This is a genomic window from Paenibacillus sp. PL91 (assembly GCF_012935325.2).
Taxonomy (GTDB): domain Bacteria; phylum Bacillota; class Bacilli; order Paenibacillales; family Paenibacillaceae; genus Pristimantibacillus.
The window spans coordinates 40,374-62,676 of the sequence record NZ_JABBYG020000012.1 but is presented as its reverse complement, the minus strand read 5'-3'; the positions used below and the strand labels follow the sequence as shown (position 1 = coordinate 62,676).

Genomic DNA, 22,303 nt, shown 5'->3' with positions numbered 1-22,303 from the left:
GGATAGAATGGGTTTAGGTAAGGAGTGGTTAGGTTGAATAAAGAACAAGACTTGGCGCATGCCACAGAGTCTGTGCAAGCTTTGCGCGATATCGATTTTATTAAGCAAATCATTACGAGAAACGAGAAGAAAATGGATCAATCCCCGCCCTACTTGTTCATTTGGGGCACGTACCTGATGGTCGGGATGATCGGCATGCAGTTCGACATCGCTACGTGGCCGATGTGGTACTGGCCGATTGGCACGGTCCTCGGCAGCGTGCTTTCCGCCGTTACCGGCATCCGGCAATCCCGTCATTTGCCAAAAAAGGCGGGCGGCTCAAATGGATGGATGTTCGGGCTGCCTTTCCTTGTGATGATGCTCGCTGGTTTCTTTATGATGGCAACGGGAATGGTGAAGGCCGAATACATCCCCTTATTCTGGTTCATGCTCGTAGGGATTCTATATGTGTCCATGGGGGCGCTCATGGGAAAAGGACCTGTGATGATCGGCATTTGGTTTATTGTGCTAGCCGCTGCGACAAGGCTCTTTTTCCTCGACTATCAGTTTATGGTTCTAGGACTGCTAGGCGGCGGGAGTCTTGTCGTAGCAGGGGTACTGCTTCAGCGTCGGAGAGGGCGTCATGAGTGACAATCTGCTGGATGCCATCGATGATACGATACATGCCAAAGCGCGCCTCGGCATTATGAGCCTGCTCATGGTACACGGCGAATGCGACTTCAGCTTCCTGCGCGGTGAGCTGAGCCTGACCGAAGGAAATCTGGGCAATCATATCCGCGTGCTGGAGGAGGCCGCCTATATTCAGGTGGAAAAGACGTTCGCCGGCAGGCGGCCCAAAACGATTTGCTCCCCCACCCAGCTGGGGCTAGACATGTTCCAGCAATACATTGAGGGATTGGAAAAAATCATACAAATGGCGCGGTCCACAAAAAAAGATCCCGAGCAGCAAGCGTGACGCACAAACCAAAAAAGCCTATCTGACCATGACGGTTGGATAGGCTTTTTGACATTGCAGGACGGATTAAAATACTTTCGTCGTCCATGACTCACAGTTCCAAGTATCTGTCACAACATCGCGATAAAATTCCGGTTCGTGGGAAATGAGCAGGATGCTGCCTTTGTACGCCTTGAGGGCGCGCTTCAGCTCGTCCTTCGCGTCCACATCCAAGTGGTTGGTCGGCTCATCGAGCACAAGCAGATTCGTCTCGCTGTTGATCAGCTTGCAGAGGCGCACCTTAGCCTTCTCGCCACCGCTAAGCACCGCGATTTTGCTCTCAATATGCTTAGTCGTGAGCCCGCACTTCGCCAGTGCCGCACGCACTTCGAACTGCGAGAAGGAAGGGAATTCCTTCCATACCTCTTCGATGCATGTATTGTAATTTGCATCCTTAATTTCCTGTTGAAAATAGCCGACCTGCTGGTGCTCTCCGCGCTGTACCGTGCCGGATAACGCCTGAATCTCGCCTAAAATGCTGCGCAGAAGCGTCGTTTTCCCGATTCCGTTCGCACCGACAAGCGCAATCTTCTGCCCGCGCTCCATACGAAGGTCGAGCGGCCTCGATAGCGGGCTGTCATAGCCGATAACAAGCTCCTTTGTCTCGAAAATAAGCTTGCCGGAGGTTCTTCCATCCTTGAAGTTAAACTGCGGCTTCGGCTTTTCCTTCGCAATCTCGATGACATCCATTTTGTCGAGCTTCTTCTGCCGGGACATCGCCATATTTCTCGTCGCTACGCTCGCTTTGTTCCGGGCTACGAAATCTTTAAGGTCAGCAATTTCCTGCTGTTGGCGCTTAAAAGCAGATTCTAGCTGCTGCTTCTTCATCTCGTGAACCTGTTGGAAATATTCATAATCGCCAACATAGCGGTTCAGCTCTTGATTTTCCATATGATAAATCAGGTTAATGACGCTGTTAAGGAAAGGAATGTCATGTGAAATAAGAATAAAGGCATTCTCATATTCCTGCAGGTAACGCTTCAACCATTCGATATGCTGCTCATCCAAATAGTTCGTAGGCTCATCGAGAAGCAAAATGTCCGGCTTTTCAAGCAAAAGCTTTGCCAGCAGCACCTTCGTCCGCTGTCCGCCGCTTAGATCGTTAACATCCTTGTCCAACCCAATATCGGTAAGCCCGAGTCCGCGGGCTGTCTCTTCGATCTTTGCATCGATCAAGTAAAAATCTTGATTTGTCAGTGTATCCTGTATCGTTCCAACATCCTCAAGCAGCTGTTCGAGCTCTTCCGGTGTGACATCCCCCATTATGCCATACTTATCGTTCATTTCCTGTTCCATATCGAACAGATACTGAAAGGCTCCCTTCAGCACGTCGCGGATCGTGGACCCTTTGCTCAGCACCGCATGCTGGTCGAGATAGCCAACACGCATCCGTTTGGACCATTCAACCTTGCCGTCATCCGGCTGAAGCTTGCCTGTAATGATGTTCATGAAAGTGGACTTGCCCTCGCCGTTGGCGCCGATCAACCCGATGTGCTCGCCTTTAAGCAGGCGGAAGGATACGTCATTGAAAATCGCACGGTCTCCAAAGCCGTGACTTAGTCGTTCTACGTTTAATATGCTCATGAATGACACCTTTTCTTTTGGAATATTCTCGTTATATTATAAACGTTATGGCACCAACAACTCAATGTAGGATTCTGGTTTCAGCAAAAAGGCCCTCCCCAAAGCGATAAGCCTATTGGGATGACCGATTAGACGGTGATCGCTTTTCGATAATCAACCCGGGAGAGATCACCCTATTTTCTTCGCAAAACGTTCGTTGCGGCTGACCATCCCACACCTAGCAATAACGCGATGACAAGCCCAGATTGTGCGTAAGCGTCCAAGAGTCGCTATTCAACTCCTTAGCTTCTTGTATTCCTGACTCGTTAAGCCAAAAATATGTTCATCGAAGTGTTGTCCGTTAGTAAAAAACATATTCCTCAGCCTTCCTTCCTTAACAAAACCTAGATGCTTGTGCAGTGCAATTGAACTCTCGTTAAAAGCATAAATATGTGCGGTAACCTTGTGATAACGCAATTCCTCAAAATAATACCGCAGCAATATCATGATTGCTTCTGAAGCGTAGCCTTTACGCCAATGCTCTCTGAAAATAGCTGCGCCATACTTAAACGTGCCATGCCGCGGATCACAGCTATGCGTGCTTATGCTGCCAACGAGCACACCATCCAACGTTTCAATTGCGAGCATGACGCTATCGCCATCCGGCGCTTTGGACGCCTGATGTTCAGCCCAAGCTTTTGTCCCCTCCTCGGATCGTGGAAAATGGACCACATCGCTTGCTCTAGCACATTCAGAGTCATAATCATTCTGATGGAACTTTTCCCAATCGCTGGCGACAATGGCACGCAATCTAATTTTATTGCCCGACCATATATGATTCATATTGAGCCTCCAGAAAGGTTTGCTTTCATGGCCGATGCTATTTTACGTTCATTCTCATTTGCACTTTGTTCCAGCCGTTGAATGACAAGCTCCTGCCGTTGTGCAGGGTGATTTTGACTGAGCTTCGCCTTGCCTTCCATTTTGTTTATTTTTAATTTAAAGCCTTGAATCCCTTTGCTCATGCCTGCTATAAAACCTGCGTCTACTTGGTCTAATTGATAGGAGCTGTTAGCTTCTTCATATTTCAATACCATATCGCGTAAGGAGCCCATTAATTGTTGCTCATCGTCTACAAGTTCGATCTGGCCATATACATGAACAGCTACATAATTCCATGTGGGCACGGCCTTTGTCGTCTCGTACCAAGAGGGTGAAATATAGCAGTGCGGCCCTTGAAATATCGCTAGAGCCTCTTGCTGCTGTATGTCCCTCCACTGAGGATTAGGTCGCGCAAAATGGCCATACAAGCATCTGTTAGCCTTATCTATGATCAAAGGTAAATGCGTTGCGAATGGAATTCCGTTATACCCAGAGATTAATGTTGCGAAACTATTTTTTTGCATCGTATCAAAAATGATTTCTTCCTCTTCTATTTCGAAGTGCGCTGGTATGTACATGAGATCCCCTCCATTTTTTCCTTTGATGGTAATAACGATTTCTTTCCTTAAAGATTAGACTTCAATTGGTGGGAATGGTTGCATCATACTCTTTAATCGAAGAAAGGCTGCCACATGGCAGCCTTTCATTTTAACCATTTTGAACAATTCGCCCGTTCCACCTCAGCAAAACGTAGCTTTTAATTTGCTCTGCCACTTCATTAGGCGGAGTGGTCGCGGTATCGATCGTAGGCATAGGCGGGTCATATGCGGTATCCGCATTATCGAGCAGCCACTGCGCAAATTGTTCATGAGATTTAAGCATTTCATCCGTCCAATTCGCGCTATCCTCCCGGTTGCGAAGCCGCGTATTTCGAGTTGCGTCATCGCAATGCAGATTAATAAAGCAGAGTTCGCTGAATTTATCGTAAGCATCGCATTTTTCGGCATCCCATGGCATAAACGTGCCGCATATGATAGTGCCTCTTCCAGATTGAGCAACAAAGTAAGCAAAACGAAGCAATAGGTAGAATCTATTTTGATAATCTAAGAGATTCGCCGCTTCACCAAACAGATCATTATCTGTACTGAGAACAACAAATTCAGGCATTTGAGCTCGAAGCTCACTCATAACGGTTGTTTTGCCTACGCCACTCGCACCTGTGACAATAAATAAAGGAATTTTTTGCTCCATAATTGGCTCACCCCTTTGAAGTTCCGTATCATCTCATTTTAGGCAATCTAAAATGTGATGGAAAGGGATAATATGGCTATAGTTGTTTAATCTTATGAATGGAAGAATGCGTTGTGAGCGTTCTGCGGCTTCTCAAACCAATGAGCGATTCGGTCGGCCATTTGTTGGTCTGCCGCTGCAAGCATAAGCATTTGTACGACATGTTCGGGCAGCGGTCCAGTCATGGCATTGGTCCATTCTGTCACTGCCTTCACATAGGGATGGACGCTGCTCCAATAGTCGACTCCAACTTTTTCATCCCATGGGGATTCCTTGTGTGCCATAAGGGTATCAAACAGTCGCTCAGCACAATAGGATGCCGTATTGCAGCCTTGACCGGTAATCGGATCTGCAAGAAAGACACTGTCTCCGCATCCCAGCACCAAAGTTCCGTTTTGCATTAGATACGGCCGGCGAATAACGGGGGTAATCGCTGTTTGGAGATAAGCTTCCTCGTCCACCAGTGAGAAACGAGCAAGATCAACGCGCCCGTAGATCTCCGGAAAATGCTCCTGCAGCAAGCTCTTCATCCGCTGCTCAAAATCTGGAGCGGTCCTTACGCCTTTAAAAGCATCCAACATCCCGTCAGGCAGCGCCTCTATGAATAAAATGGTAACCGCTCCCTGTTCGGTTAAAGCAGGAATCTCGAACATTTCGCCAGCTCCGGGATAAACCGTAATTGAAATCCCCTTGGGTTCAACCGGGGATACCCCCGTAAAATATCCGACGATGCATTTGCGCTGCGGAGTATGAAAGGGCGTGAGCTCATCTTCAACTGGGAACGGGAACAACGGGCCCGATTTTCCGGTGGCATCAATTAAGAGCTCATAGGATTCAGCCAGGGTCTCCATCTCGTTCCGGGCTACGCGGCCCTTGCGAAGGCTTACTCCTTGCTGCGTCAAATCTTCCATCGCTTTGGAGAAGGCCATGCGCTGATCGACAGACGCAGCCTCGCCCGTCAGCTTCCCAACAAATAGCTTCTGCTGGCCCATGCTGAAGTGAATCGTTTGGATGGAAGGAGCTGCATCTGCTCCCGGCATATGAAAGCGCTGCTCCCGGTCCAGCGTCGGGCGAAAATGAACCTGGGTCGATTGAATTCTTCCACGTCGAATCTCATTCGGCTCCTCGTAATGATGCAAGGTGACGTCAAAATCATTTTTCAAGGAATATGCAAGCTGCAGTCCCGCTGTACCGCTGCCGATTATTCCAATCCGTTTGTTCATAAAGTCATCTCCCCCTTTGAAAGGTTTCTATTAGAATACCGAAAATCTTCTTCAGGCAAAAGGGAATAATTACCCACTCTTAAATAATGCCGAATTGTTTTAACGCGTAAAAAATCCCGCCTTCGCTTGCCTTTTTGGTGACGAAGTCCGCTTTTTGCTTTAGCCGTTCCTCGCCATTTCCCATCGCAATTCCGAGGCCTACAAGCTCCAGCATGTCGATGTCGTTTCCGCCGTCGCCAAAAGCGATGGCTTCTGATTTGCAGATGTCGAAATAGTCCAATACTTTTGCTATTGCAGCCGATTTGGAAACTTCCGTTTCTTCCAGCACATTCGAGACATAGCCGTGAAAACGTTCGAATCTGAGCCTCGGAAATCTGTCTGCATATTTCTGTGTTTCGCTTTCATCCGCATACAAGCATATGCAGTAAATCTCCTCTGACAGAGAACCCATTTTATTCGGATATTGCGTAAGACTCAAAGTCTCTTTTAATGCCTTCAACATACGTTCGTCATCGGAGCCGATGCCGTTCATGGCGAATAGCTCGGTGAAATAAGAAATGCCGTGACCGCTCAATTCGGCGTAAGCTGAGACTTCTTGTATCATCTCTTGCGAAAGCACTGATTTATAAATGACTTTATCCTGGCAGGTTATAAGTGCGCCGTTTGCGGAAATAAACGTGTCAATGCCCATCGCCTTAAACTCTTCACATAAATTGAACGGTCTTCCTGTCGCGACCACGACTTTTATTCCTTTTTCAATCAACCTCTCAATGGATTCTTTCGTGCTTGGTGGCAAGCTTCTATCCTTCTCACTTAGAAGAGTGCCGTCAACATCAAAAAACACAATCTTGTACATCGCGTAGGAACATGCCTCCTTGATTCATAGTAGAGGTACCGTCAACAAAACGCGGGTTGATGGGAATGGAAAGGCTACCCGTCGGTTCTTTCATCCCAGCCACCGTTAGTAAAGTAATTTTTATAAAAATCCGCAGATTTAATAGTTGTACTGGTCGCACCTGCTTCTGCTTGATTTTCGCCAAGATCCTGCCCAACGATTACTTTCCATTGCCCATTTATATGTAATACAGGTACCTCCATTTGTGTTTCTTGCAAGGATTCGGTCTCAGCGAGCACAGTCGCTTTGTAAAGATCCTTCTCAATCATCTCAAGGGCGATCGTTTCAAATTTAATAACTTTCTCATCAAGTTTCATCACATTTGCTTTGAATTGTTCTTGATTGGGCCAGCTAAGATCAAATGATAATTGAACCATGCTATCCACGTCATGTTTCTTTGCTGCATTCTCATACTGGTTGAGTACCGAACGCACCAAATTTTCCTCGCCTTGCTCTGCGTTTACTGATAATGCGCTAATGCCAATAGATAGCATGCAAAACGCAAAGACAAGAACTGCTAGAAACTTTTTTTTCAGTTGCAGATAAACTCCTCCTTAACATTTTTAGGTACAGTGTCCACCATGGTTTAATCAAATTCACTTGTATTTCAATCGGTTCTATGTCAAGTGGCGACTCATCTATTTTCTCGAGCTTTATAAAAAGCTCCTGTTTTCCTTTTTTCGATACAATAAACTCATCCTCAATCTCTGACCTGGTTAGACCGATGTCCGTATAAGCACGACTTTCATTGCTGCCCGAAAAAGAAAAACGAATGATAGGTTCGCCGTGAGAAACCGTAATGTCCTTCACCCCTTATACCCAAACGTTAATATTTACTAATTTGTTTCGGCCTAGGAGGTACTACTTTTATTTGGTACTACTGCTAATAGGAGCATGATGCTAATGTGTATGCATGGGTATAAGTTTTCATATGCGGAAAAGGAGGCCTGTTCGGTGAGACTCATCCAGAAAATCAGCTTTTGGTTTCTGATCGTATCTTTGATGATTTGTTTATTCAATTTATTAGGATACGATGATAAGAACTTACTGCTAGGTTATACAAGCCCTTTGATATTATGGCTTAATCCTTGGTTGACTCGTAACACGATAGAGAATGAACTTATTGAGCAGCTTCTTCCCTACGGACTGCATTTATTTTCTTGGATATTTGCTGGTATTTTAATAGATGGGCTTATCTCTCTGGTTAAAGGTAGAAACAACTCTGACAGGTAAAGCAAAAAGGCTGCCTCGCGGCAGCCCTATTTTCAAAAGATGAATTTAATTATTGATGTTAATCCCAAAATGAGTCCTCAAAGCCTCGGCATATTCATCTTTCGTCTTTGGCGTGAATGCCTGAACGCCCTCTGCCGTGAATATACGAAACTCCTCGCCTGCTATCGTATTTCTCCCCGCGCTTGTCCGGATGGCCGCCATCGCATCTTTTATAAAAATTGAATCAGGCGCATTTTCACACCAATAAGAAGTCATCAAAAAATCTTTAGGCAGCTGAGGTTCTTCGGTAAAAGAGTAAAGGCGGCTCCACTGCCCCTTCTTTCTCTCACTTAAGATCCATCCGAAATCAGCGTCCCGCTCCAGCATGTAAGCTTCGTCCAGTTGCTCATGAACGACATTTTCGGTCATATGAATAGGGCTCCGGGGCGCAATGCCACCAACTCCAACATCACACAGGTAAAGCTCACCTTCCGCTTCAACCTGCAAAATATGATGTCTGCGTTTAGGCGGTGTATCCGTCTCGTCGCGCCAAAACCTGGCGAAATAATTAGTTACCTTAAAGCCTAACTCCATTAATAACCAACCGAATAGCGCATTCAACTCAAAGCAGTAGCCCCCGCGGCGACGGTTAACTATTTTATCTAATAAGTCAGGAACCTCCAAAGATAAAGGCACCCGGTTTAAAATATCGAAATTTTCATAGGGAACGGTATGAACATGACACTCTTGAAGCTTAGTAAGCGTTGCTAAGGTAGTGTCAATGGGCCCGCTATATCCAATCCGTTCAAGGTAAGCTAATACTTCAGGCTTCAAATTGCTGCTGTTAACTACCATATTCCCTTCTCCTCGCTACTAATAAATTTAATTAGCTCCAGACCCTCTCCACTTGCTCCAATTGCTTCGAACGAAATGTCATCTTATAGATGTCTGGCTTCGACGTCGTATCCCAAAATTCAAATCCATATTTTTCGTCATAATAATTCATGATGATCGTCATAATATTTCCATGTGTACCAATGACGATGTTCTCCCCATGATGTTCCTCTAACAGCTTCTCAATGATCGGTATGGCCCTTTGCTGCGCTTTCCGTGTCGATTCTCCATCTGCTAGCGCGTAATCCTTATCAACAAATGATGCTCGGATTGCTTCATACAATACATCCCACGGAGCTTTATAATCGAGACCCTTAATCGGGCGTTCAATAAGCTCCTCGTATTCTACGATATCTAAACCTTTTTGCTCCGCTATGTATTGAATGGTCTGTACTGCCCTTGTGTACGGGCTAGATGCCATATAATGAACGTCCACATCCGCGAAAAAATCGGCAACTCGCTTCGCTGCCGCAAAGCCTTCCGTCGAGAGTCCTCGCGTTCTCTCTTGTCCAAATTCATATGCAGATTCTGCATGCCTTACCATATAGATTGTCGTTTTCATGTATCCTCCCTGGGAATTCGACTTTCTAATAGTTATGAATTCCACAATTTATTGCAATATCCTTCCCGCTCAGCTCTCGCTTCCAGCTATTCAACTAGAAGCACATACCTTCGAGTGATTATATTTAAAATATTCCTTGACAGGAATATTCCATTATTGGTATGTTGTTTCTAGCGTGGAGATACGTTTATATGAGCGAGAACTTAACAACATTGAGTGCACTTGCCGAGCCCAACCGATTATACATTGTCGAGCTTTTGCGTGACGGTCCCCTTACTGTAGGCGAGATAGCCGGCAGCAGCCCTTCTTGGAACTGAACGATTGGATTCATTCGTTTCGAACCATTTGGGAGGGTAGATTGGAGCGCTTGGACGATTATTTACGTGAGTTGCAAGAAAAGTAACAGCGGAAATGGCGTAATGCACAACTGCATCCTACATCATTGCGGAGGCTCATTGAATGCCGGAGACGGTAATTGGGAAGGATCTGCAAAAGAGAGGAATACAAAAAAGATTATTGGAGGAATCGCAATGTCAACTCAAATCGAAATCACTTATACTTTCAATGCTCCACGAGAACTTGTGTTTAAGGCATTCACCGAATCACAACATCTGCGGAACTGGTGGGGGCCAAAAGGGTGGGCGTTTCATGTTGCGAAAGCAGATTTCCGGCCGGGCGGTGTCTTTCACTACAGCCAGAAACCTGCTGACGGCGACATAATGTGGGTTAAATTTGTATACAGTGAACTTGTTGCATCGGAGAAAATCGTTTACACCAGTTTCTTTTCTGATGAGGAAGGTAACGTTATACGTGCACCCTTTGACGCAAATTGGCCACTGGAAACCTTGAATACCATGACGTTCATCGAGGACAAAGGAAAAACAACTCTTACAACGATTATTGTTCCCGTATCCCCGACTGAGGAAGAGAACAAAACCTTCTTTTCTTCACGTGAGATCGTTCAGGACGGATTTACCGGAACCTTCGATCAATTAGCCGAATACCTAAAGATATAAACAATTTGATATAGCCGAAGCTAAAAACACCGACCACCGGTGTTTTTTTGTTTATAACTATCCTGCCGGTTCGTTGAGAAGACGGCAACCCATATGTCGGCTGCCGTTTTTTTTGTAGTCATTGAATTATCGTGTCCCGTTTGCTTAATCAATAGGCATGCACATACTTGGCAATTCAAAGAGTTTAACTATGGAATATCAGAATGTTCAACTTCCTGCCATTTTAATTCATGAAATATTGGCAGGTAGTAAACCGGATCGATCCAATGGTATTCACCATCGTCCAACAACTCCCCTAGCAATATGTTTCCTATTTCGTCCTTTTGCAGCTTCCACTTGCCGCTTGCTATTGCTTTCCCGTTCAAGAGAAGTTGCGCTGCATCCGCGTAACCCACGGAAATCGCTGGGATGTCCGTGATTCCATAAACGACTAGATCAGAGTTCTTTGTAGTGCTTTCTTTTTCGGAATCCCATACTTCTATAAAAGTAAAGCCTTTTAAGTTCGCTGATAGGCATCTTTCCCGAAATAAATCGGATACAAACACCTTGATTAAAGGTTGTTCCGGAATCTTGAATATGTGCTGATCAATCAGTTTGTCTTCTAAAAAAGCGTATTCGCGAAATTTCCGGAAAGTACCGTCATCATAACGATCGACTACAGCATATTGATAGTCGATTGCATCTAATACATGATGTACATTGATTATGTACAGCTCATGCTGCACATGATTGATAGGTAAAATCTGAGCATGTCCCTCCAAAAAATCTTCTACTAAATCAACGGTCTTAAGGCTAACCACCGGCTTCCCGCTTGAAAAATCAGGTGTATCGCTGGGCTTCCCTTGTTCATTCATCTGCGGACTACCACGTTCCCCCCCTTCTATTCCTTCAATTCAGGAAAATAAAAACGAAAAAGATCACTCCTATTCCCACTTGAGGGTTGAGTGATCTTTTTTATTTTCAGATCTTAGAGAATACGCGCTCCTACTTAATTACCCGTCTTGCTACAATAAATCTATCTTTGTAATAGCTGTTCTTATAAATATTTGTAATAATAACATCTCTCTTGGCGGTAATGTTATGAATCATTTTTCCGTCGCCAATGTAGATTCCAACATGACCGACATCCTTCTTGTCCCTACTGTTGAGCCAAAAGAAAACCAGGTCACCTTTTTTTAAGTTCCCCCATGAAATCTTCTGACCAACTTTTGCTTGATCGTCATCATCTTTATTAACAAGTTTTACGCCGACATTTGCAAGTCTGTATGCAAGGTATGTGAAGCCTGAACAGTCTGTTTTATATGGTGCACGGGTTTCTTGTCTATTTTTCCAGTTCACATAATCGACCTTATTTTTCAAAGATAGCGCTGTTTGGACAACCTTATTTCTTTTGGCTTCTACAGATGAAGCAGCATCGACACTCGCTAATAATGAGGTAGCAGGCAAACTGACGGCTAACATCAAGATTGCGATTTTTGTTTTAAATCCTTTTTTCATAATCTATTATCTCTCCCCGTTGTTAGTCTCATGTGTATTATAAATATCTTTTATAAGAGCATTAAACCTGCAAAAATTGGTATGTAAACGTCTCCTATGCGTTAAAGGCTAGAAAAAACCAGCAGTATTGCAGTTTTTATTCTTTTTAGGGCGAGTTGGTTTTTCCGAATGAATATTTTCTTTCTTGTTGTATACTTTACGGTGTGTTAAAATGAAAAACTTTTTGTTCTCTTAATCAATAGCGGCATGTTGGTGCTCTAAAATAAATAAAGTGTTCTCTTTGTACTTGTACCAACGTTTGCGTTACCATGTTCTCTTTAAATCTCCGAAACGCTCCTCTTCCTTGCACGGCACCAAATAAAGCTTCTCATCCTCTAGAGTCCCAACATTTTCGTGGCTTCTTCTGATTGGATGAAATCTTGGCGTTGACTCTCACGCTCCGACACCAATCTCGTGATGCTGCAACAAATTCTGTTCTTTGGCCTCCCGCTAAAAAGAATTAGTGAGATTATCAACGATCCGTCATTCGATCGACTGGAAGCGTTGGAAATGCATCAAAAGATGCTGCTCGATAAACGTGCCCGCCTCGATAAAATGATAGCGACGATTGATAAGACAATACGGTACACGAAAGGAGAGATTCAAATGTCAAACAAAGAGAAATTTGAATGCTTTGATTTTAGCCATAACCCGTACGAACAGGAAGCACGGGAACGTTGGGGGGATGAGGCCGTCGACAAGGCTAACGCTTCAATTGGAAGCCTGTCTAAGGAAGAACAAGCAGGAATGACTGAAGAAATGGTTGCGATTTTCGTAAAAATTGCGGCCGTTCGGAACTGCGCCCCTGAACTAGAAGAAGCTCAAGCGGCAATTGGTGAATGGTATCCATTTTTGAATAGCAAGGGCCACTACTACTCGCTCGAAGCCTTCAAAGGATTAGGGCAACTGTATGTGGATGATGGACGGTTCACTAAAAACATCGACCAGTTTGGTGACGGTCTGGCAGCATTCATGCGCGAAGCGATGGCGGTATACGCCGATAATTCGAAATAATCTATTACCGTAACCTGCTCGTTAGTTGAAAAAACGGCAGCCATTATGTCGGCCGCCGTTTCTTATTTTTATTGAGCAATCGTTACCCGTTTAGCGTCAAGACATACTTGCCAGATGCTCCTCAAGACGATCCATGGTCTGTTCGGCACCTGGGACGGCATATGTTTTCACCTTATCGAATACAGCGGCAGTTTCCTCAAAAACTGTGCTATAAGTGAGTTTGGTAATCAACTCCTTCTTCAATCATAACAAATAAATCATGCATTGATTTCTTTCAGATTGCCCTCTTGAACAGCCTAATCATTACATCGAAAACAAACTTATGAAAATGACAACTACAGTCGAACGACGCTTCAGCGAAATAATACTTCAACGCTATTTTTATGTAATTTATTGTAAATTATTTTAATATGGAATTTTTATATAGCATGGGAAGAATCAATGCTTCAACGACTAACTAGACTGTGTCAGGTTAAGCCATATTCTTTTACTAGCTTCGCCAGAGTCCTCTATCTGTCGCAACCACGCCACTCTGAAATCTTGGAATATGAACAGGAGAATATATCACACCAATCCAATTTAGCTATTATTTTTTAAAAACAATTATTTGAAAACCAATCAGAAAAATGAGCAATTATGGTAAAGTAGTTTTATAGTTTTTACAGGGGGGATATGCTTGCGTAAAGGGAAACAGCTTGGAATCATCGCTTTAATTGTTATATTAATTGGAAGCGTTTTAGGAGGAACTGGCTTTGCTGAAAAAGTGTCGGCGGATGATCGGGCAGCTTTTAACGGACTGCCGCTAGGCATGGCGGTGACGCTTGCTGGCGGTCCTGATCGAGCAGCGCTGGGGGAATTGGACGAGGCTTATCGTCTGCCGGGAGGGATCGTGCAGCTTAAGGATGGTTCCATTGTTGTAGCGGACACAGCTAATCATGTCATTAGACGTATCGCAGACGGCCAAAGCAGTATCTACGCCGGCGCGTCATTGTCCAATACGCGTGCAGACAGCGGGTTGCCTGCTGGCGCTTGGCTTGATGGACAATCGAAGCTTGCTTTCTTCAATCAGCCTGCAGGGCTTGCAGTTAATGCGGCGGGAGATGTCTTTGTAGCAGATGCAGGCAACCATGCGATTCGAAAAATAGACGCCGCAGGCAAAGTTACGACAATAGCGGGTTCCGGGGTGCAGGGCTTCAAGGATGGCAAAGGCGAAGCCGCCTCCTTCAATCACCCGCAGGATGTCGTAGCTGCATCGGATGGAATGCTTTATGCGGCGGACACGTTAAATCATGTTATTCGCCGTATTTCTCCGCAAGGCGAAGTCACAACGATCGGCGCTGCCTCAATGCGAGTCGTTGAGCTGCGCTCAGGCGTGGCTGCACCTGCGGGAAACTATAGGAACGGCACGCTGGCAGAGGCACAGTTCAATGAACCGGCAGGGCTGGCACTGGATGCGCAGGGCAACTTATATGTGAGCGACTCGGGAAATCAGGCGATTCGTTATATTGATTTTGCTAAAGGAAGTGTGACAACAGCAGCTGGTGCAAAGCCTTCAGCTTCTACTTATCAGGCGGGAGCTCTTTATGCAGACCATGGCTTTGCAGATGGTGCGGCTGCTCAGGCGCGCTTTCATTCGCCCCGCGGACTTGCGTGGTCGAAGGAACAGGGATTGGTTATTGCCGATGCGCTCAATCACGTAGTTCGCAAGCTGAAGGATGGAAAAGTAACGACGATTGTGGGCTCGCAGAGCGGTGAAGGCAGCTTCGCTGACGGAACGGAGAGCGAGTCTCGCTTTCATACGCCATCGGATGTGGCAATTGCGCAAGGCAAGAAGCTGCTGATTGCAGATACCTACAATGCTGCTATACGGGAATGGACAGGCTATACACCTCCTGCTGAGTGGAAGAAGGGGCAAGCGATAACCATAGCTTACGGCGATAAGCTGCTTGCCTCGGATGTTGCACCCCAGGTAAAGCAAGGGCGAGTCATGCTTCCGGTTCGTGCGATTGGTGAGCTTTTTGGCTACAAGCTAACTCAGGGCAAGAAGGAAATACAACTAACGAAGGGCAGCCAAAAAATTACGCTGTCTCCCGGTGACCGGAACGTGGTAATAGAAGCTGCGGGAAGCGAAAAGCGTAATCTGACGGCGGATATTGCACCTTACATTTTGAATGGCCGTGTCATTGCGCCGCTTCGCCTTGTGGCTGAAATCATTGGCAAGGATGTGCAGTGGGCAGGTAGCGATAAGCTGGTCATTATTCGCGAGCTTAAGCATTCTTCGACTTCTGGTTCGGTTGCTTCAAGCGGTACGCAAGCCAGCTCTAAATCCGCACGGTATATGGAGATTACGTCTCTTCGGGGCGATTCGAAGGTGAGCTTTGGCGGCATGCTGACCGTGGATGCCTATATTGGCATGAAGCTTGGAGAAGGCGCTGAACTGACTACGGGAGCAAACGCGGCAGCGCAGCTGCGGACGCAAGACAAGGGCGACGAAATTTCAGTAGGTTCCAACACCATATTGGTTGCGACCGAATTGCGCGGGGCAAGCGGTATTTTGACGACACGCCTGAATGTAGTTGCCGGACATATTTTCTCGCACGTGGCGGACCTGACTCATTCTGCAGATCGCTTCGAGGTCCAAACCGGTCAGTTGACCAATGCCGTACGTGGCACGCAAATTTTCACCTCCGTCGATCCATTAACAGGCCAGGTTAAATTAGTTGTCGCTAGCGGCAAGGTTTCAGCAACCACGAGTAATACGGTACAGCCTTCTTCGACAGGGGGTTCGGGCGGCTCGCAATCGTACGTCTATCCTTCGCAGCAGATCACGCTTGGCGAGAACTCTGAAGAGCCTCTTGATCAGACCGTTGACATTATTGATCTGGAGGATCTGATAAATGAAGCATCGCCAGATATCATTATGGGAATCATCAAGAACAAGGCTGAAATTGATAAAGAAAACGAAGCATTTTTGGAAGAGCTTAAAAAGAAGTTCGCCGGAGGCTCCACCTCAGGCGATCCAAAGACTCCTGACTTAAAGACGCTGGAGGACTTGGGGAAGTTTGGTAAAAATATGGATCAGCTGATTGGTAATATTGCAAAGGAAGCGTTAGATAAGAATAAGATTTCTAAAGAAGAGCTGCAGAAAATGATTGAGGAAGCGAATAAAAAGATTGACGGTGTCGGCAAAAAGCTTGACCTGGACAAGGTAGAACCGCTGGATAAGAAAGCGGGCTTGGAAGCCACGATGGAGGAAAAACGGCAGCAAGCGCTTAAGCGCTTTGAGGAGGAAAAGAAAGCAAAGCTAGATCAGCAGAAGAAGTTGCTTGAGCAAATGCAAGCTCAGTTTGGTTCTATGCTGAATCAAATGGGAGAACTGAAGAAAAAACAGGAAGAAGCGAACAAGAAGGCGGCAGAGGAAGCGAGGAAGCGAGCAGAGGAAGCTTTGTTGAAGCAGCTTTCCGCAGCAGAGAAAGAGATATTTTTGAAAGCTCAAAAGCAAGCGGAGCTGGAGAAAAAACGGCAGCAGGCTGGCAGCTTGGTGAAAAATGGATCAAATCCAGCCCCGACAGTGGCGCCACCTGCTGCAACACCGGAGCTAACCGCGTCACCGGCGCCGACTGCGTCGCCAGAGCCAACTGCGTCACCGGCGCCGACTGCGTCGCCGGAGCCAACTGCGTCACCGACGCCGACTACGTCGCCGGAGCCAACTGCGTCGCCGACGCCAAAGGTAGAGATTTTTTATAGTGACGATGCTGCTACGGAAATCAAAGCAGGCATCGATAGCAATTATTTTCAGTCGCTTTATTTTGGAACAGAGAACATTGATCTAGATACCGAGGTGCAAGTTAAGGTAACGCTGGAGAAGGATGGTCAAGCGCTCACCGGACTACCTGTACATTTTAATGGATCGATCGTCGAATCCAATGCCGAGGGAAGCTTTATTTTGCGCAAAGCACATGACGAGAACTATACACTCGACGAGCTGCAAGATCCACAAAACGAATGGATTAGCTACGACTCGAATTTGAAGGAATCCGGCATTTATAAGGAGAAGACGGAGCTGCTTCAGGTAGCTGAGCAAGGTACGGTCGTGCTGGGTGGCTACACTCGCATGCTCGTTGTCACTCCGAACGCGGTATTCTCTTTCAATATTAATGAAGTTGATTTCTATCAAGAAGTAGAAGGATTATGGAAATTCAAATCGAATGTCTACGGTCTTGCAGATGATGCTGAAATAGGCTATCGCATCACTTTGTTAGGACCTGACGATCATCCGGTTGCAGGCCAAGTAATACGGATATTAGTTAGTCCCCATGATTTTGGAGAAGAGCCCCAGGAAGGCGAAGGAATCGTAATTGAAACAAATAATCAAGGCTCCACGCTTCTAAGGGTATCTCAAACGGGTTCGGGGACGGTTGGCGAGCTTGATCTTGCGGGCAGAGGGATAGATATTTCGTTAACGAGCACATTGGCGTTAGTAGGCGACTACCATTTGACTGTACAGCTTGTTCAGTTGGACGATAATATAGACATAGGTGAACCTATGCTTTGGTACTTCCGCGTCAATCCCACCTCATAATTATAGGCATGATAAATACGGCGCTGCTCTCATCTGGAGGGCAGCGCCGTTTCTAATTCGCTATGGGACGATTCGCCTCTTCATCAAACACGTTTACTTCATCCCAGCTGCCATAGGAGTCATGTACAATTATGCATGCCCTCCCTGTGTAGATATATTCAGAAAACAGCAACCTTGCCGTAAACTCTACAGCAGTTTCGTTCCCATTCTTTAAAACTCGCTTGTCACAGAATGAATTACAGAGTCGTTATATATCCGAAGTGCGAAACGCCAACAATATGGTGTCCGCTACGAGCTTCTTCCTACGTAATAGCCGCTAACCTACATGCTTCAGCTTATCCGGGTTTCGGACAAAATATAAGTTTTGAATCTTATCCCCCTCCATATGGAGCATAGCCACCGTATGAATACCTTCGCTTGAACGAAGAATAAGACCGGGTTGTCCATTAATTTGGCCAATTTCAATAAACGCGATTCCTTCTTTCATAGAAGCCTGGCGCACCGGACCAAGCAAAAACTGCGCAACGAGTTCTCGCGTTTCGATCGGATCGACAGCGGCAGACACTTTGCCTCCTCCATCGGAGACAAGGACAACATCCTGATCGAGCATAGATAAGATTTGATTCAAGTTTCCTTGCTTGAGCGCCGCCATGAATCCGTGGACCCACTCGTGGTTGGCTGCTTCAGGATGAACGAGCTCATCGGACGCAATTCCCATCTTTGTTCTTGCGCGGCTGAGCAGTTTGCGGCAGTTTACTTCGTTTTTTTCAATGAGCTCAGCTATCTCACGATACTCAAAGCTAAGCGCCTCATGAAGGACAAATACGACCCGTTCAGTTGGTGATAGCCTTTCTAGCAGCACTAGCATCGCATAAGACAAGAGATCGTCTTGAACGACCGATTCCATTGAATCAACCTCAGAACTAAGAAAGGGTTCTGGCAGCCATTCGCCATAATATTGTTCCCGTTTCTTGCGGGCAGACTTGTGTAAATCCCGACAGCGATTCGTAACCATTTTGCAAAGATAAGCCTTTGGCTCAGCCAACTTCTCAGAGGGTACGTCATATATCTTTAGAAACACGTCCTGTACAACATCCTCCGCATCAGAGACTGATCCGGTCAACTGATAGGCGAGCTTAAACAACAGACTTTTATACTTATCGTACAATTCTTGCATCATTCCACCTTCATTCCTATCCTTATAAACTCATCACCTTAAAATAATGGCTATATATTAGACGAGATATCGATATATTTTGTGACAGATGCCAGCGATCGCTTGTTTAAATATCATTTCTTAATTCGTTTTTTATATGTATACCTTGCTTTGATTATTTAGATGCTGCAGAAACCAATCAGGACTGATGACTCCACTGCCGTACCGTTAAGCAATATCTTTTCCATTTCTTGATATTCGATTGCTTGTCACGAAATAGATAGCAGCTTCGTTATATGTTCATAGCGCGGATCAGCTTAGGAGTCATTGCCGCTATACTAAATCAGAAAAGAGAGGTAACACTTATGACACAACGTGTAAATTATATGAAACAATCACCAGAATTTTTCAAAAAGCTAATGGATTTCAGCAACGCCGAGAAGGAAAGCACTATTGAAGAGAAGATTCTCGATTTGGTTCATATCAGGGCTTCACAAATGAATGGATGCGGATTCTGTCTGGATATGCACATCAAGCAAGCGAAGATTCATGGCGAGAGCGAGCTGCGCCTCTATCACATCTCGATTTGGAGAGAATCGACTCTATTTGCTCCACGCGAACGGGCTGCGCTGGCATGGACTGAAATCCTGACCAAGCTGCCTGAGCATGGCGTACCTGACGAACTATATGACCGCGTTCGCGGGCAGTTGTCTGAAAAAGAAATCTCGGACCTGACTTTCTCGGTCATGGCTATCAATGCTTGGAACCGAATAAACGTCGCCTTCAAGACTGTACCCGGTTCTTCCGACGCAGCATTTGGATTGACTAAAGCAGGTCTCAGCTAACATTTGTTAATAACAAAGTACAATTTGCGAAGTTACAATCAGGATCAAACGGCGATCCTTGGTTTGGTAAACAAGGTCTTGGCGGTTCAATCTATGACAACGTCACAGGAATATCAGTCCAAGGCCTTTCAAACCTATTTGAGGCTAAAAAACGAGGAGGATTAACATGAAGATTGTAGTTATTGGTGGCACTGGACTTATTGGAACAAAACTTGTGGACAACCTTCGTCAGCTTGACCATGAGGTAGTGGCGGCATCGCCTTCTGCTGGCGTAAATGCTGTTACTGGCGAGGGGCTGGCTGATGCCCTTAGTGGCGCTCAAGTTGTCGTAGACGTGGCGAACTCTCCTTCGTTCGAGGACAAGGCAGTATTGGAGTTCTTCGAAACGTCCACTCGAAACCTCCTTGCTGCTGAAGCGGCGGCTGGAGTGAAACATCACGTTGCGCTATCTGTCGTTGGCACAGACCGCCTTCTCCAAAGTGGTTATTTCCGCGCGAAGATGGCCCAAGAAGATCTGATCAAGTCGTCAAGTGTTCCCTATACAATCGTTCGCGCGACGCAATTCTTTGAATTCATCAATAGTATCGCCTATGTAGCGACCGAAGGGCAAACCGTTCGTTTATCATCTGCTTATGTACAGCCCATCGTTTCGGATGACGTTGCAGCCGCGTTGGTCGACTTCACTCTTGATGCACCTGCGAATGGCACTGTCGAGTTGGCTGGTCCAGATCGTCTGCGTCTCGACGAACTTGTCCGTCGATTCTTAAGCGTTCAACAAGACACACGCCAGGTTGTCACAGACGACAACGCACTCTACTTCGGCGCAGAGCTGAATGATCACTCTCTCGTCCCAGGGGACAATCCGCGCATCACGTCGACGCATTTCGAGGATTGGCTCAGCCGCTCCCTGTCTCAAGTATAATTCAGTAAGGCCTCATCGGGACTGACTTCAGCAGTCCTACACTTTTGAAATCATAGAAACAAAAAAGCCGAGTGATCAGTGAATACCTGAATCCATTCGGCTTTTCCGTTTATTTGATAAGCTTGGTGCAAGGTATATTTATTATGGACTGTCATTAGGTACATCGGAAAATGCTGTTTTCTTCTTTACTTTTTGCGCATGAGCAACGAAATCCAGCCCTTTATAAGTGAGATCCACCGCTTGCATCGAGCAATTGACCGGTTACCCAACGGCTGTCCGACGAAGCGAGAAAGGCAACAATATCCGCTACATCCTCGGGCTCTCCCCATCTGTTAAAGGTTGAAAGACCGGCCGCATATTTTTGTCCATTGGGATCTTGCAGCGTCCCGGCATTCATCTCTGTGTTAATAATGCCGGGCTGGATGGCGTTTACCGTAATATTGCGGCTACCCAGCTGTTTAGCCAGAAGATGCGTAAATGTGTCGATGGCCCCTTTCGACATGCTGTAGGCGAATACACTTGGAGAGGCTACGCGCGTTACAAAGGATGAAATACTAATAATGCGCCCTCCGTCTTTTAGACGCGGTAAAGCTTGCTGGGTAACAAAAAGCTGTGCTTTGACGTTAACCTTCATCACCTCTTCAAAAGATTCTTCAGTTGTCTCTTCTAGGGTAACTATTTGACCGATTCCAGCATTGTTGACAAGAATATCGAATCCGCTACGGCCCGTACGTTCCCGAATGTGATCATCCAGTACCGCAAATAAATGATGAATGCCATCGAGAGTGCCCAGGTCAGCGCCAATCGCGCACGCGTTACCTCCGCTTTGCTCAATCTGGTGAACGACTGCCTCCGCTTCATTTCGTCTTTTTCCATAGTGCACGACGACAAATGCGCCCTCTTGTGCCAGACGCAATGCGATGCTGCGGCCAATTCCTCGGCTCGCTCCGGTTATTAAAGCGATTTTACCTTCCAGCTTACTCATGCTTTCATCTCCTTGTCCGAATTCAAATATAGTTATATCACAGGACAACTATTGAAATGTTGCTCTCTCATTCGGTTACAAGGGGATGGCCACTGGTGGGTTTTTCCTTGGTTAGTCTTAACTATCCTGCTTGTTTAATGCCCTTCGTCAGTCTAAGACTTTACTTTCGTTTTATAATTGGCTTTCCCCTTATCGCAGATGGTCACCATCTGTTTTACCCCATTCAAAAAAAAATGAGCCGTCCGTCCTGTATACTCAGGACGGCTCATAATGTCTGTATTTTGGTTGCACACTTTTTTACTGGTTTACAACTTTTTTATCACCAAACAAAATTGATGTCAGAAGAAAATAGAGTATTAGACTGGCTCCAACAAAAAAGACAGCGGCAGCCTTAGACGAGAAAATATAGTCTTAGACTAACGCTGTTTTATTAAACTAACGTTCCCCGTTAGCTCAATCGTCCGGTTCGTTCAGCATTTCCTCTTATTGTTTTCTTATCGTGTCTGCTAATTATTCAATGACTTTATTCAATCTTTCTCTTGTAATGCTCCAATAAGTCCGTTAACAAGATTCCATCAATGCTCAAACCCTCAATAATACAATCCATTATCTCTACATTGGAAAGGTTACCTTTCTCAAATCTGGCAGTAAGCATATATTCCTTGCAATCACTCATTGTCCCGGTATCCGAGCAATTAACAAATAAGCAAAAATTGAGTTCAATTGCGATGA

21 protein-coding genes and 3 pseudogenes are annotated in these 22,303 nt (G+C 45.7%); 9 read left to right on the top strand and 15 right to left on the bottom strand.

Translation table 11 applies throughout. The annotated features are described in order from the left end of the window. Window positions 1-33 precede the first annotated feature (33 nt). Both HI950_RS23925 and HI950_RS23920 read left to right on the top strand, forming a co-directional pair. Complete coding sequence (locus HI950_RS23925; RefSeq protein ID WP_169088238.1) at window positions 34-630, top strand: hypothetical protein; 597 nt, start codon at window positions 34-36, stop codon at window positions 628-630. Further along, the gene (locus HI950_RS23920) at window positions 623-955 is read left to right on the top strand and encodes a winged helix-turn-helix domain-containing protein (RefSeq protein ID WP_169088236.1); all 333 of its coding nucleotides are present in this window, start codon (window positions 623-625) and stop codon (window positions 953-955) included. Before HI950_RS23925 ends, HI950_RS23920 begins: the two co-directional genes overlap by 8 nt. Window positions 956-1,021: 66 nt before the next feature. On the opposite strand, the gene HI950_RS23915 is transcribed toward HI950_RS23920, so the two are convergent. The 8 genes from HI950_RS23915 to HI950_RS23880 form a co-directional block, all read right to left on the bottom strand. Continuing rightward, window positions 1,022-2,578, bottom strand: coding sequence for an ABC-F family ATP-binding cassette domain-containing protein (locus HI950_RS23915; protein ID WP_169088234.1), 1,557 nt, complete (start codon window positions 2,576-2,578; stop codon window positions 1,022-1,024). 273 nt (window positions 2,579-2,851) lie between these two features. Then, on the bottom strand, window positions 2,852-3,400 hold the full coding sequence (locus HI950_RS23910; protein WP_169088232.1) for a GNAT family N-acetyltransferase: 549 nt from the start codon (window positions 3,398-3,400) through the stop codon (window positions 2,852-2,854). Further along, window positions 3,397-4,017, bottom strand: a complete 621-nt coding sequence (locus HI950_RS23905; protein WP_169088229.1) for an FMN-binding negative transcriptional regulator — start codon at window positions 4,015-4,017, stop codon at window positions 3,397-3,399. The genes HI950_RS23910 and HI950_RS23905 overlap by 4 nt, the downstream gene beginning before the upstream one ends. A gap of 130 nt (window positions 4,018-4,147) precedes the next feature. Continuing rightward, the gene (locus HI950_RS23900; protein ID WP_169088227.1) at window positions 4,148-4,690 is read right to left on the bottom strand and encodes a P-loop nucleotide/nucleoside kinase family protein; all 543 of its coding nucleotides are present in this window, start codon (window positions 4,688-4,690) and stop codon (window positions 4,148-4,150) included. Window positions 4,691-4,782: 92 nt separating this feature from the next. Continuing rightward, window positions 4,783-5,952, bottom strand: coding sequence for a styrene monooxygenase/indole monooxygenase family protein (locus HI950_RS23895; protein ID WP_169088225.1), 1,170 nt, complete (start codon window positions 5,950-5,952; stop codon window positions 4,783-4,785). 79 nt (window positions 5,953-6,031) lie between these two features. Then, a complete protein-coding gene (locus HI950_RS23890; RefSeq protein WP_169088223.1) occupies window positions 6,032-6,808 on the bottom strand; it encodes a Cof-type HAD-IIB family hydrolase in 777 nt (258 codons plus the stop codon). A gap of 74 nt (window positions 6,809-6,882) precedes the next feature. Further along, window positions 6,883-7,284, bottom strand: a complete 402-nt coding sequence (locus tag HI950_RS23885; RefSeq protein WP_169088221.1) for a hypothetical protein — start codon at window positions 7,282-7,284, stop codon at window positions 6,883-6,885. Between the two features lie 37 nt (window positions 7,285-7,321). Then, the gene (locus tag HI950_RS23880; RefSeq protein ID WP_169088219.1) at window positions 7,322-7,657 is read right to left on the bottom strand and encodes a hypothetical protein; all 336 of its coding nucleotides are present in this window, start codon (window positions 7,655-7,657) and stop codon (window positions 7,322-7,324) included. 144 nt (window positions 7,658-7,801) lie between these two features. Here HI950_RS23880 and HI950_RS23875 point away from each other — a divergent pair, with 144 nt between their 5' ends. Beyond that, window positions 7,802-8,080 (top strand): hypothetical protein, encoded by a 279-nt coding sequence (locus HI950_RS23875; RefSeq protein WP_169088217.1) that lies wholly within the window; start codon window positions 7,802-7,804, stop codon window positions 8,078-8,080. Between the two features lie 45 nt (window positions 8,081-8,125). Here the strand turns inward: HI950_RS23875 and HI950_RS23870 are convergent, their stop codons facing one another. Together HI950_RS23870 and HI950_RS23865 are read right to left on the bottom strand one after the other, a co-directional pair. Further along, window positions 8,126-8,914 (bottom strand): arylamine N-acetyltransferase family protein, encoded by a 789-nt coding sequence (locus HI950_RS23870; RefSeq protein WP_169088214.1) that lies wholly within the window; start codon window positions 8,912-8,914, stop codon window positions 8,126-8,128. Window positions 8,915-8,945: 31 nt separating this feature from the next. Next, window positions 8,946-9,515 carry a histidine phosphatase family protein gene (locus tag HI950_RS23865; RefSeq protein ID WP_169088212.1) on the bottom strand — a complete coding sequence of 190 codons (570 nt, stop codon included), beginning with the start codon at window positions 9,513-9,515 and terminating at the stop codon, window positions 8,946-8,948. 191 nt (window positions 9,516-9,706) lie between these two features. On the opposite strand from HI950_RS23865, the pseudogene HI950_RS23860 reads away from it, so the two are divergent. Together HI950_RS23860 and HI950_RS23855 are read left to right on the top strand one after the other, a co-directional pair. Then, window positions 9,707-9,918, top strand: a pseudogene (locus HI950_RS23860) (ArsR family transcriptional regulator). Between the two features lie 52 nt (window positions 9,919-9,970). Further along, entirely contained in the window at window positions 9,971-10,531 is a 561-nt protein-coding gene (locus HI950_RS23855) for an SRPBCC domain-containing protein (RefSeq protein WP_223285473.1), read from the top strand. 188 nt (window positions 10,532-10,719) lie between these two features. On the opposite strand, the gene HI950_RS23850 is transcribed toward HI950_RS23855, so the two are convergent. Beyond that, window positions 10,720-11,385 (bottom strand): imm11 family protein, encoded by a 666-nt coding sequence (locus tag HI950_RS23850; protein WP_169088210.1) that lies wholly within the window; start codon window positions 11,383-11,385, stop codon window positions 10,720-10,722. Between the two features lie 130 nt (window positions 11,386-11,515). After that, the gene (locus HI950_RS23845) at window positions 11,516-12,028 is read right to left on the bottom strand and encodes a C40 family peptidase (protein WP_169088208.1); all 513 of its coding nucleotides are present in this window, start codon (window positions 12,026-12,028) and stop codon (window positions 11,516-11,518) included. Between the two features lie 438 nt (window positions 12,029-12,466). On the opposite strand from HI950_RS23845, the pseudogene HI950_RS23840 reads away from it, so the two are divergent. Continuing rightward, window positions 12,467-13,081: pseudogene (locus HI950_RS23840) on the top strand (MerR family transcriptional regulator); the annotation flags it as partial. Between the two features lie 96 nt (window positions 13,082-13,177). Here the strand turns inward: HI950_RS23840 and HI950_RS37085 are convergent. Further along, window positions 13,178-13,306, bottom strand: a pseudogene (locus HI950_RS37085) (polyketide cyclase); the annotation flags it as partial. 451 nt (window positions 13,307-13,757) lie between these two features. Between HI950_RS37085 and HI950_RS23835 the strand changes: the two are divergent. Continuing rightward, window positions 13,758-17,663, top strand: coding sequence for a stalk domain-containing protein (locus tag HI950_RS23835; protein WP_169088206.1), 3,906 nt, complete (start codon window positions 13,758-13,760; stop codon window positions 17,661-17,663). Between the two features lie 316 nt (window positions 17,664-17,979). Here the strand turns inward: HI950_RS23835 and sigJ are convergent, their stop codons facing one another. Further along, a complete protein-coding gene (gene sigJ, locus HI950_RS23830) occupies window positions 17,980-18,840 on the bottom strand; it encodes an RNA polymerase sigma factor SigJ (RefSeq protein WP_169088435.1) in 861 nt (286 codons plus the stop codon). A gap of 344 nt (window positions 18,841-19,184) precedes the next feature. Between sigJ and HI950_RS23825 the strand changes: the two genes are divergently transcribed. Continuing rightward, a complete protein-coding gene (locus HI950_RS23825; protein ID WP_169088204.1) occupies window positions 19,185-19,664 on the top strand; it encodes a carboxymuconolactone decarboxylase family protein in 480 nt (159 codons plus the stop codon). A 166-nt stretch (window positions 19,665-19,830) separates the two neighbouring features. Beyond that, the gene (locus tag HI950_RS23820; protein ID WP_169088202.1) at window positions 19,831-20,586 is read left to right on the top strand and encodes an SDR family oxidoreductase; all 756 of its coding nucleotides are present in this window, start codon (window positions 19,831-19,833) and stop codon (window positions 20,584-20,586) included. Window positions 20,587-20,806: 220 nt separating this feature from the next. Here HI950_RS23820 and HI950_RS23815 read toward each other — a convergent pair whose 3' ends face one another. Beyond that, window positions 20,807-21,571, bottom strand: a complete 765-nt coding sequence (locus tag HI950_RS23815) for an SDR family oxidoreductase (protein ID WP_169088200.1) — start codon at window positions 21,569-21,571, stop codon at window positions 20,807-20,809. Window positions 21,572-22,303: the final 732 nt, after the last annotated feature.

Coding starts and splice junctions, on each gene's coding strand:
- HI950_RS23845 (WP_169088208.1), bottom strand. CDS start 12,028: ATGAAAAAAGGATTTAAAACAAAAATCGCAATCTTGATGTTAGCCGTC.
- HI950_RS23820 (WP_169088202.1), top strand. CDS start 19,831: ATGAAGATTGTAGTTATTGGTGGCACTGGACTTATTGGAACAAAACTT.
- HI950_RS23870 (WP_169088214.1), bottom strand. CDS start 8,914: ATGGTAGTTAACAGCAGCAATTTGAAGCCTGAAGTATTAGCTTACCTT.
- sigJ (WP_169088435.1), bottom strand. CDS start 18,840: ATGCAAGAATTGTACGATAAGTATAAAAGTCTGTTGTTTAAGCTCGCC.
- HI950_RS23895 (WP_169088225.1), bottom strand. CDS start 5,952: ATGAACAAACGGATTGGAATAATCGGCAGCGGTACAGCGGGACTGCAG.
- HI950_RS23850 (WP_169088210.1), bottom strand. CDS start 11,385: ATGAATGAACAAGGGAAGCCCAGCGATACACCTGATTTTTCAAGCGGG.
- HI950_RS23920 (WP_169088236.1), top strand. CDS start 623: ATGAGTGACAATCTGCTGGATGCCATCGATGATACGATACATGCCAAA.
- HI950_RS23815 (WP_169088200.1), bottom strand. CDS start 21,571: ATGAGTAAGCTGGAAGGTAAAATCGCTTTAATAACCGGAGCGAGCCGA.
- HI950_RS23890 (WP_169088223.1), bottom strand. CDS start 6,808: ATGTACAAGATTGTGTTTTTTGATGTTGACGGCACTCTTCTAAGTGAG.
- HI950_RS23905 (WP_169088229.1), bottom strand. CDS start 4,017: ATGTACATACCAGCGCACTTCGAAATAGAAGAGGAAGAAATCATTTTT.
- HI950_RS23915 (WP_169088234.1), bottom strand. CDS start 2,578: ATGAGCATATTAAACGTAGAACGACTAAGTCACGGCTTTGGAGACCGT.
- HI950_RS23825 (WP_169088204.1), top strand. CDS start 19,185: ATGACACAACGTGTAAATTATATGAAACAATCACCAGAATTTTTCAAA.
- HI950_RS23865 (WP_169088212.1), bottom strand. CDS start 9,515: ATGAAAACGACAATCTATATGGTAAGGCATGCAGAATCTGCATATGAA.
- HI950_RS23910 (WP_169088232.1), bottom strand. CDS start 3,400: ATGAATCATATATGGTCGGGCAATAAAATTAGATTGCGTGCCATTGTC.
- HI950_RS23900 (WP_169088227.1), bottom strand. CDS start 4,690: ATGGAGCAAAAAATTCCTTTATTTATTGTCACAGGTGCGAGTGGCGTA.